Here is a 10,110-nt window from a genome sequence, read left to right on the forward strand (position 1 = left end):
CGCGGCCCCGGAGGGGGCGGCGGAGGACGCCGCGGTCGGCGATGCCGCGTCCTGGCCGCCGCCGAGGGCGCCGTCGTCGCCCCCGCCGCAGGCCGTCAGGGCCAGCGCGGGCACGACGAGGAGCGCCATCGCGTGACGTCGGATCGCTGTGCGTGCCACCTGTGATCCTCCCGTGACGATGGACGTGCCGTGCGCGAACGGGGTTCGAGCGGGGGGGCGGGCGCCTTCGCGCGGGGGCGCCGTCCAAGGATGCCAAGGAGTCCCCGCCGCGGTAATTCACGCCGTGACAAAGATCGGGCGGCCGTCGCTCACCCGCGTGAGCAACCGCGGCTTCCGCCCAGCGGAAACGTGCGTGGACGCAACGGCCCCCGGTGCGTCCACCATGGCCCATGAGGACGTCGGTGGCGGGCGAGTCCGTCCTGTCCCGGGTGGTGCGGATCTTCGAGGCGTTCGGCCCGGACGACCAGGCCCTGGGCGTCACGCAGATCGCCCGGCGGGCCGGGCTGCACGTGGCCACCGCCTCCCGGCTGGTGGACGAGCTGGTGCGGCACGGGTGGCTGCGGCGCGACCCCGACCGGCGGGTGCGCATCGGCGTGCGCATGTGGGAGCTGGCGTCCCGCGCCTCTCCCGCGCTGACCCTGCGCGAGGCCGCCATGCCGTACATGGAGGACCTGCACGCCGTCGTCGGCCACCACACCCAGCTCGGCGTGCTGGAGGGCCGCGAGGTCCTGTTCATCGAACGGCTGTCGTCCCCCGAGGCCGTGGTCAACCTGACCCGGATCGCCGGGCGGCTCCCCGCGCACGTGTCGTCCAGCGGGCTGGTGCTGCTCGCCCACGCCCCGCGCGACCTGCAGGAGAGCGTCCTGGCCGGGCCGCTGGCCGCCTACACCCCGCACACGGTCACCGACCCCGGGCGGCTGCGCGCCGTGCTCGCCGACGTCCGCCGCAGCGGCGTGGCGTTCTGCCGCGGCCACGTCGACGAACGCGCCGCCGGCATCGCCGTCCCGCTGCGCGACGCCGACGGCGCGGTGGTGGCGGCGCTGTCGGTGGTCGTGCCCAACGACGACAACGCCCGCATGCAGATCCCCGCCCTCAAGGCCGCGGCGCGGGGCGTCACCCGCGCGATGCGCCCCGGCATGCCCCGCCCCTGACCGGGACCCGCCCCCGGCCTCTCTCATTCAACGAGAAGGCTCTGGTGACGCGCGCCACATGCGAATCATGCTCGGTCTGCCCCCGGTGCCCTGCCCCTGGTGCCCTGCCCCTGGTGACGAGGAGGACCCATGGCGACAGACCTGCCCGCCCACGCGAGCGAGCGCGTCCCGCCCGGCCCCGCCGCGATGCGGCTGCGCGTGGCCGCCAAGACCCCCGTGGCCGACGGCGTCGTCGCGTTGACGCTGACCGCGCCCGACGGGCGCCGCCTGCCCGACTGGACCCCCGGCTCCCACGTCGACCTGGTGCTGCCCGGCGGCCTGACCCGCCAGTACTCCCTGTGCGGCGACCGCTGGGACGCCCACGCCTACCGCATCGGCGTGCTGCGCGAACCCGGCGGACGCGGCGGCTCGGCCTACATCCACGACGTGCTGGAGGAGGGCGACACCGTCGCCATCGGCGGCCCGCGCAACAACTTCCGGCTCGTGCCCTCCGACCGCTACCTGTTCATCGCGGGCGGGATCGGCATCACGCCGCTCCTGCCGATGATCCGCCAGGCCGACCTGCTCGGCGCCGACTGGCGGCTGCTGTACGGCGGCCGGTCCCGCGCCTGCATGGCCTTCCTCGACGAGCTCGCCCCCTACGGCGACCGGGTCGCCGTCGTGCCGCAGGACGAGCACGGCCTGCTCGACCTGCCCGCCTGGCTGCCCGCCGAGGCCAGGCCCGACACCAAGGTCTACTGCTGCGGCCCCGCCCCGCTGCTCGACGCCGTCGAACGCCGCTGCGCCGCCTGGCCGCCCGGCCTGCTGCGCACCGAGCGGTTCGCCGCCCGCGACACCGGCGGCCGGGCCGCCCGCGACGAGGCGTTCCAGGTGGAGCTGCGCCGCTCGGGCCTGTCGCTGCAGGTCGCCCCCGGGCAGTCGGTGCTCCAGGCCGTCGCCGCCGCGGGCGTCGGCGTCCTGTCGTCCTGCCGGCAGGGGGTGTGCGGCACATGCGAGACCGGCGTGCTCGACGGCGTCCCCGACCACCGCGACTCGATCCTCGACGACGACGAGCGCGCCGCGGGCGACTGCATGTTCATCTGCGTGTCCCGCGCCCGCTCCGAACGCCTCGTCCTCGACCTGTGACCCCGGAGGAGCCCCCCATGACCATGGCCGCCCTGCCCTCCAGCGACGCCGACCCGTTCGCCCCCGACGTCCTGGACGACCCCTTCCCCCTGCACGCCGCCCTCCGGGACGCCGGGCCCGTCGTGCACCTGACCCGCTACGACGTCTACGCCCTGGCACGCTACGAACACGTGCACGCCGCCCTGACCGACTGGCAGTCCCTGCAGTCGGGGGCCGGGGTGGGCCTGAGCAACTTCCGCTACGAGAAGCCCTGGCGCCCCCCGAGCCTCCTCCTGGAGGCCGACCCGCCCCGCCACGACGCCCCCCGCGCCGTCCTGGCGAAGATCCTCGGCCCGCGCGCGCTGCGGCGCCTGCGGGAGGCGTGGTTCCCCGACGCCGAAAAGCTCGTGGAGGAGGTACTCGCGGACGGCGACGAGTTCGACGCCGTCACCCGCCTCGCGCAGGCGTTCCCCCTGCGCGTGTTCCCCGACGCCGTGGGCCTGCCCAAGGAAGGCCGCGACAACCTCCTCCCATACGGCGACCACGCCTTCAACGCCTTCGGCCCGCCCAACGCCCTGGTGAAGAAGGGCGAGCCGCGCGTACCGGAACTCGCCCGCTGGGTGGGGGAGCAGTGCCGCCGCGAACGGCTTGGCGCAGGCGGATTCGGCGCGCAGATCTGGGCGGCGGCCGACCGCGGCGACATCACCCACGACCAGGCCCCGCTCGTCGTCCGCTCCCTGCTGACCGCCGGGGTGGACACCACCGTGCACGGCCTGGCCGCGGTATTGCACGCGTTCGCCGCCCACCCCGACCAGTGGCGCCGCCTGGTCGACGACCCCGCACTCGCACGCGTCGCGTTCGACGAGGCGGTGCGCTGGCAGTCTCCCGTGCAGACGTTCTTCCGCACCGCCACCCGCGACGTCGTCATCGCCGGCCACCGCATACCGGACGGCAGCAAGGTGCTGATGTTCCTGGGCGCCGCCAACCGCGACCCCCGGCGCTGGCGCGACCCCGACGCGTTCGACCTGTCCCGCGACCCGTCCGGCCACGTCGGCTTCGGCATGGGCATCCACCAGTGCGTCGGCCAGCACGTGGCGCGCCTGGAGGCCGAAGCCCTGCTCACCGCCCTGGCCCGCCGCGTCGAACGCATCGAACCCCTGGGCGCGCCCCGGCGGCACCTCAACAACACCCTGCGCGCCTGGGAGTCCCTGCCGGTGCGCGTCCACCCGCTGAGACAATGACACCGTGAGGGTCGTGGTCGTCTCCGACACGCACGCGCCGCGGCGCTGGCGCTCCTGCCCGCCCCGGGTCGCCGAGCACCTGCGCCGCGCCGACGTGATCCTGCACGCCGGCGACGTCTGCACGGCCGACGTCCTCGACGAACTGTCCGCCTACGCGCCCGTCCACGCCGTCCTGGGCAACAACGACGGCCCCGACGTGGCCGCCTGGGGCGCCCCGGAACGCCTGGAGCTCGACCTGGACGGGCTGCGCGTCGCCATGGTCCACGACAGCGGCCAGGCCAAGGGCCGCACGGCCCGCATGCGCCGCTGGTTCCCCGACGCCGACCTGGTGGTGTTCGGCCACTCCCACATCCCCATGGACCAGACCGGCGACGGCGTCCGCGTCTTCAACCCCGGCTCGCCCACCGACCGGCGCCGCCAGCCCCACGGCACCATCGGCGAACTCGACATCCGCGACGGGCGCCTGGCCGAGGCCAGGATCGTCGCCGTCACCTGACGCCTCCGGAGCGGGCCGCGCCCTCGGACATAGGCGGCCTTCTCTACGATGTCGGACGGTACAGGCAGAACAGCCCCGGCCGACCGGCTCCACGTCACCGGACAGCGGACGGCTCCGCCCACGGTCCGGATCGTTCCAAGCCCCTTCCGAGCGGGCCCGGGCACGCGCCTCGACGGGCGCGCCCGGGGGCGGCGGGCGCTCTACCTTCGGGAAGGCGACACGGACATGGCCCAAGACGAACCCCGCAAGCACCCCGTCGACGAGGTGCTCCCCGTCCCCAGGCTGGCGCTCTACGGCTTCCAGCACGTCCTGGCGTTCTACGCCGGCGCCGTCGTGGTGCCCATCCTGGTCGCGGGCGCGATCGGCCTGTCCGACGAGCAGCTCGTCTACCTGATCAACGCCGACCTGTTCACCTGCGGCATCGCCACGATCATCCAGGCCTGGGGGTTCTGGCGGATCGGCATCCGGCTGCCCATCGTGCAGGGCGTGACGTTCACCGCCGTCGCCCCCATGATCGCCATCGGGCAGGGCGCCGAGAACGGCACCGCGGCGCTGCTGGCCATCTACGGCGGCACCATCACCGCCGGAATCGCCACCTTCCTGGCCGCCCCCTTCCTCGGCCGCCTGGTCCGCTTCTTCCCGCCCGTGGTCACCGGCACCGTCCTGACCGTCATCGGCGTCGTGCTGCTGCCCAACGCCCTCACCGACGCGGCGGGCGGCGCCGAGGCCAAGACCGTCACCAAGGACTTCGGCAGCTGGAAGCACCTCCTCTACGCCGGCGGCACGCTGCTGTTCATCCTGCTCCTGCACCGGCTGCGCCGCCCCTTCCTCAGCAGCATCGCCGTCCTGCTCGGCCTGGTCGGCGGCACCCTGGTGTCCTACCTGCTCGGCGACACCACCTTCGACCAGGTCGGCCGCTCCGACTGGTTCGGCGTCACCACCCCCTTCCACTACGGCGCCCCCACCTTCCAGATCGGCGCCATCGTGGCGATGATGCTGGTCATGCTGGTCACGGTGGTGGAGACCGTGGGCGACGCCAAGGCCACCGGCGAGATCGTCGGCCGGCGCGTCACCGACGACGACATCACCCGCGCCCTGCGCGCCGACGGCCTGTCCACCTTCCTCGGCGGCACGCTGAACGCCTTCCCCTACACCTGCTTCGCCCAGAACGTCGGCCTCGTCCGCCTCACCGGCGTCCGCAGCCGCTTCGTCGTGGTCGCCGCCGGGGTCTTCATGATGGTGCTGGGCCTGTTCCCCAAGGCCGCCGCCTACGTCGCGTCCATCCCCAGCGACGTCCTCGGCGGCGCCGCCGTCGCCATGTTCGGCATGGTCGCCGTCGTCGGCATCCAGACCCTCGCCAAGGCCGACCTGCGCGACGAACGCAACGCCCTCGTCGTGGCCATCAGCGTCGGCGTCGCGCTGCTGCCCGCGACCGTCCCCGCCTTCGGCGAGAACATGCCCCGCGACGTCGCCGCCATCCTCAACAGCGGCATCACCCTCGGCAGCCTGACGGCCATCATCCTCAACCTGGTGTTCAACGTGCTCACCCGCAGGCCCCCGCAGGAGTCCGGCGAAGCCCGCACCACGGAGGCCGCCCCGGCCGCCTGATGACCGCCCGGCGCCTCACCGGCCCCCGCGCCGGTGGGGCGCCTGCTCTTTCTCGGCTCCCAAGGCCCGCATGGTCTCGATGAACCCGCGCAGCAGCGGCCGGGTGTCGCCGTCACGCCAGCACAGCGTGACGACCGTCGGCGCGGGCTCGGGCGCCGACCGCCGGTAGACCACCCCGTCCAGCCGCAACCGCGACACCTCCGCGGGGGCGATGGTGACCCCCAGCCCCGCCCCCACGAACGCCACCAGCGTCTGCCACTCCACCGCCCGCTGGACCACCCTCGGCGCGAACCCCGCGTCGGCGCACACCCCGGTGACCCGGTCGTGGAAGGCGGGACCGGCCGCCCGGGGGAACAGGACGAACGGCTCGTCCGCCAGCGCCTCCACCGCCACGGCCTCCTCGCGGCCGAGCGGGTGGCCGTCCGGCAGCACCGCCACGAACGGCTCCCGCCACACCTCCGCACCGGCCAGGCCCGGCTCGGTCGGCGACTCGCGGACGAGCCCGGCGTCCAGCGCACCCGTCCGCAGCGCGTCGGCCTGCGGGGCGCTCGTCAGCTCCCGGAGCTCGAGCTCCACGTCCGGGAACCGCCGCCGGTACGCGCGGACCGCCTCCGGCAGCACCGTGAACGCCGGCGACGCGGCGAACCCGACGCGCAGCCGCCCGGCCAGCCCGGCGCCCACCCGCCGAGCCGCCGCGAGCCCGCCCGCCACCTGCTCCAACGCGCCGCGGGCCGCCGGCAGCAGCTCCCGCCCCGCCGCGGTCAGCGTCACCCCCGGGCATGCCGCTCGAACAGCTTGCAGCCCACCCGCCTCTCCAGCCGGGCGATCTGCTGGCTGAGCGGCGGCTGCGCGATGCCGAGAACCTGCGCGGCGCGTCCGACGTGCAGCACCTCCGCCAGCACCGCGAACGCGCGCAGCTGACGGAGATCCAGCTCGGGAGGCGGTGGCGTCATATGCCAACTGATATCACCGCCCCGCTCCCACAGTATTGGACATATGGGAACGCCCGCTCCTACGGTTGCGGACATGACCGAACGCCGGGCGATCCTCTCCGGATCGGCATTCGAGGAGAACATCGGCTACGCGCGCGCCGTCGTGGACGGCGACTGGGTGCACGTCTCGGGCACCACCGGCTTCGACTACACGACGATGACCATCCCCGACGACGTCGTCGAACAGGCCGAGCAGTGCCTGCAGAACATCGGCGCCGCCCTGGCGGAGGCGGGCTGCGGCTTCGCCGACGTCGTCCGCGTCCGCTACATGCTCCCGGACCGCGCCGACTTCGAACCCTGCTGGCCCGTCCTCCGCCGCCACTTCGCCGCCGCCCGCCCGGCCGCCACCATGATCGTCTGCGGCCTGGCCGACCCCCGCATGCGCATCGAGATCGAAGTCACAGCCCGCCGCCGCAACCCCTGACCACCCCGCGCCCCTGCCGCCCGCCGCACGGACTGCCGTGAGAACCGCTGTCGGCTTCGTGGGCCATGCGCCCGACGGGACCCGTGCCCGAGCCGCTACCGGAAGGCGGGGGGCGGCGCAGCGTCGAGTCGGGAAGTCGTGAGATCGACGAGGTGCCGGGCCGCAGGTGACCACCCGGACACCGGAACGGACGGCCACCGCCTGCAAGCGCCTACGGGCGGACCGGCCCGCAAGCCCGCGGAGAACCCCGCCCAGGCGGGGTGCGAGTTCACCGCAGCAGGCAGGCCGAGACGACCACCATCACCGTCGGCTCTCCCCGACGCCCCGCCCGCCGCTCTGCCGGTCGGGCGAGCCGAGGCCGACGGAGAAGCGGCTGCAGGACGCTGATCAAGCGACACGCCGCACCCGTCCGAAGCCGAGAACCACCATGCTGACCAGACAGCGCAGGGCGGCATGCGGTTCGGCATGCCTCGTCGGGGGAACCAGCGGGCGAGCACTCTGTCGCTCTCCAGGGGGGGCGATGCCAGGCCGCCTGTCACACAGCAAGCGAGGCCCCGCATGCAGGGGGGCCGCCCCGGACAGGCGCCGGTGGGAAACGCAGATCAGCGTAGGGGCCCGGCGGCGTCGCGCAGGCGAGTGAGGCCGGGCGGAGTGCCGAACCGTCGTGGCCGCCGTTTCGTTTGGGAGGACGCCGACTCAGGCGGCGAGGAACTCTCCGAACGGCAGGTTGCGCACCAGCCAAAAGACCATGATCAGCGCGAACAGGGCCCAGATGAGCCGTGGATCCCCCGCCTTGGTGCGGGTCGGCCGGTCACCGGCGCGGGCGATCGTCCAGCGGAGCCAGAAGAACGCCAGCACCGGCAACATGGCCACCACGAACACGTTGAGTCCGAGCGCCTCCCCGAGCCGGCCGTGCGCCAGCGCGTGCACCGTTCGCAGCGAACCGCAGCCGGGGCACTGGTACCCGGTCAGAGCCAGGAACGGGCAGGTGGGATAGCGGCCGTCCTCGTTGGGGTCGACGGCCGCCACGTACAGGACCGCCGCGCAGGTGAGCAGCAGCACACCGATCGGCGCGGCGAGTCGGCCGGCCAGTCCGCCCGGCGTCGGCAGAGCGGACCGGCGATCGTTCGTCATCACGTGCCGTGCGAAGGCGGCCGTCAGGCGTTGGCGGCGACGTACAGCAGGAGGTACGCGACGGTCACCACAAGCCCGAGGACCGCGGAGACGATCGCCCACGTCCTGGCGTTGTCGGAGGCCTTCTGCGCCCCCTGGTAGTCGCCCGCCTGCCACTTGGAGTTGACCTGGGCGGAGAAGACGATCGACACCACGCCCGCAGGGAGGCAGCACAGGATCGTGCTCAGGATCGCCCATACGAGGTGGTTGGGGGGCGGGGAGGCCGGCGGCTGGTATCCGCCGTAGCCCGGCTGCTGCCCGTAGTAGCTCATGTAATACCTCCGGTATCGGGGGATGGGTCGCTCTTGTAGATGGTTGCCCGCTATGCGTGGTTCTTGATCCTAGAGAACACGAATGGTCTTCGGCCACGTCGGTATCTGCCGCAGCCCTGGTGGGAGCCCCCTTCGAGCGGCGCGCGGACGGTCGAGGGCCGGCGCGCCCCATAGGCGCAGACCCAGCGACAGCGCAGGTGCAACAGCCAGACGACCGACACGTCGGAACGGATTGGTCGCGTTCCGAAAGCAGGTGGAGCCGTTCGTTGACGGCGTATCTCAACACGCCCTGGTGGCGCCGTGGCGGGTGGCCACGGCACGGCGCCGCTCGAAGCGGCCGACGCCGCACTCCACAACCCGGCCGCCCCGGTGGCCGGCCGGGCCTTGTCGCCCGGGACCGGGTTCATGGCGACGATGCCACGACGGCGCACACCTCACTCCGAGTCACGGCCCAAGGGCGTGTCCGGTAGGTCATGGTGAATCCGCAGCGGCGCGGCGGCCAGGGTGCTCCGGCCCGGTGGTGAAGGGCTGGACTGGCGCGGCAGGGCGATGCCGCGCGTCACCTCAAGCCGGCTGGCGCGGCAGTTCGTCCGTGTTGCGTGCCGTCGGCGGGGCGTTGGAAACGGGCGGCCGCCCTTCGTTCGCGGCGGTCCCGGCCTGCCGATCGGCACGACCGCCGATGACGGCGGCAAGGCCACAGGGGCGGCAGAGGAGGCGCCCCCGGTTGCCGACCCGCTCACTCGTCCCCGGTGGTCGGCCGGGTCGAAGGCGGGTGGACGACCGCTGCTGCTGTCGGGCCTGGTCTCTGCAACCGGAATCACGGCGGCGACGCTCGCCGCACTGTGAAGCACGCCCTAGGCAGCGTCGTCAAAGTGGCTGCGGGCTGGTCGGTCGATGCGGACCGTGTGGCCGCTCTTCGACAGGCGCATCCATCGCCGGCCGGCGTCGCCGAGCGCTGCTTCGACCGCATCGGGCGGTGGCACGGGGCCGCCACCCGCGCCACTGCAGGACCGCCGAGTCCTTCCGAGTCGCCGTCACGTCGACCGCCCTGCCGATGGCCATGAGACTTTGACGACACGCCCAAGGCGAGTCCAGTGACCGCACGACCTCGCGCGAGCGTCGCCGGCCATCGGGCGAACGGCTATCACTCGGGCAGGGGGAGAGTGACCAGCGCACGGCATCAGGCAGGCCGATCCGCCGACCGGGATGCCGGACGGGGCCTGACGATGCCAGCGAGCCGACCCGGTGCGGCGAGAGGGCGGGCGCCCCGAGAACGAGCTGGGCCCAGCATGTTGCCGCAGGTGGTACTGCGTGGACCGCGCGGATGCCTCCAGCGCACGGTCGGCTGTCCTCGAGATGGCGGCGTGTGGACGGTGCGGGCGCCGATTTGACGTCTCGTCTCAGAGGACGTAACTTGTACGTTCGGCCCTAGGGGAAGCGAGACGCCCACGTGCGGCGGCCGTCCCAAGGGGACCATCATCAATCTCTCCTCGGCAAGATCGTTCTACGGGCGTCGCGTACGCGTGTGGGCGGACCGCCGGGAGCGGTCCGAATTTGACAATCGGGCCGGATCTGATGAAATGGCACAGCCGTTCGGAAGGCGCCGCGAAAGCGGTGACGGAGGGGCGGTTACCGGAAAAGACCGGGAA

10 protein-coding genes are annotated in these 10,110 nt (G+C 73.4%); 6 read left to right on the plus strand and 4 right to left on the minus strand.

Annotated elements, in window-relative coordinates:
• The first annotated feature begins 389 nt into the window (after positions 1 to 389).
• The 5 genes from ABD879_RS30510 to ABD879_RS30530 all read left to right on the plus strand — a co-directional run bounded on the left by ABD879_RS30510 (position 390) and on the right by ABD879_RS30530 (position 5,600).
• On the plus strand, positions 390 to 1,151 hold the full coding sequence (locus ABD879_RS30510) for an IclR family transcriptional regulator (protein WP_345025197.1): 762 nt from the start codon (positions 390 to 392) through the stop codon (positions 1,149 to 1,151).
• Between the two features lie 129 nt (positions 1,152 to 1,280).
• A complete protein-coding gene (locus ABD879_RS30515; protein WP_345025198.1) occupies positions 1,281 to 2,276 on the plus strand; it encodes a PDR/VanB family oxidoreductase in 996 nt (331 codons plus the stop codon).
• A gap of 17 nt (positions 2,277 to 2,293) precedes the next feature.
• Entirely contained in the window at positions 2,294 to 3,496 is a 1,203-nt protein-coding gene (locus ABD879_RS30520) for a cytochrome P450 (RefSeq protein ID WP_345025199.1), read from the plus strand.
• 4 nt (positions 3,497 to 3,500) lie between these two features.
• A complete protein-coding gene (locus ABD879_RS30525) occupies positions 3,501 to 3,992 on the plus strand; it encodes a metallophosphoesterase family protein (protein WP_345025200.1) in 492 nt (163 codons plus the stop codon).
• A 225-nt stretch (positions 3,993 to 4,217) separates the two neighbouring features.
• On the plus strand, positions 4,218 to 5,600 hold the full coding sequence (locus ABD879_RS30530; protein WP_345025202.1) for a nucleobase:cation symporter-2 family protein: 1,383 nt from the start codon (positions 4,218 to 4,220) through the stop codon (positions 5,598 to 5,600).
• 15 nt (positions 5,601 to 5,615) lie between these two features.
• On the opposite strand, the gene ABD879_RS30535 is transcribed toward ABD879_RS30530, so the two are convergent.
• A complete protein-coding gene (locus ABD879_RS30535; protein ID WP_345025203.1) occupies positions 5,616 to 6,371 on the minus strand; it encodes a LysR family substrate-binding domain-containing protein in 756 nt (251 codons plus the stop codon).
• The gene (locus ABD879_RS30540) at positions 6,368 to 6,553 is read right to left on the minus strand and encodes a helix-turn-helix domain-containing protein (protein WP_345025204.1); all 186 of its coding nucleotides are present in this window, start codon (positions 6,551 to 6,553) and stop codon (positions 6,368 to 6,370) included. Before ABD879_RS30540 ends, ABD879_RS30535 begins: the two co-directional genes overlap by 4 nt.
• A 73-nt stretch (positions 6,554 to 6,626) precedes the next feature.
• On the opposite strand from ABD879_RS30540, the gene ABD879_RS30545 reads away from it, so the two are divergent.
• On the plus strand, positions 6,627 to 7,016 hold the full coding sequence (locus tag ABD879_RS30545) for a RidA family protein (protein ID WP_345025205.1): 390 nt from the start codon (positions 6,627 to 6,629) through the stop codon (positions 7,014 to 7,016).
• A gap of 696 nt (positions 7,017 to 7,712) precedes the next feature.
• On the opposite strand, the gene ABD879_RS30550 is transcribed toward ABD879_RS30545, so the two are convergent.
• On the minus strand, positions 7,713 to 8,150 hold the full coding sequence (locus tag ABD879_RS30550) for a DUF2752 domain-containing protein (RefSeq protein WP_345025206.1): 438 nt from the start codon (positions 8,148 to 8,150) through the stop codon (positions 7,713 to 7,715).
• A 23-nt stretch (positions 8,151 to 8,173) separates the two neighbouring features.
• A complete protein-coding gene (locus ABD879_RS30555; protein WP_345025207.1) occupies positions 8,174 to 8,461 on the minus strand; it encodes a CD225/dispanin family protein in 288 nt (95 codons plus the stop codon).
• Between the last annotated feature and the right edge of the window lie 1,649 nt (positions 8,462 to 10,110).

This window comes from Actinomadura keratinilytica (assembly GCF_039539665.1).
Classification (GTDB): domain Bacteria; phylum Actinomycetota; class Actinomycetes; order Streptosporangiales; family Streptosporangiaceae; genus Spirillospora; species Spirillospora keratinilytica.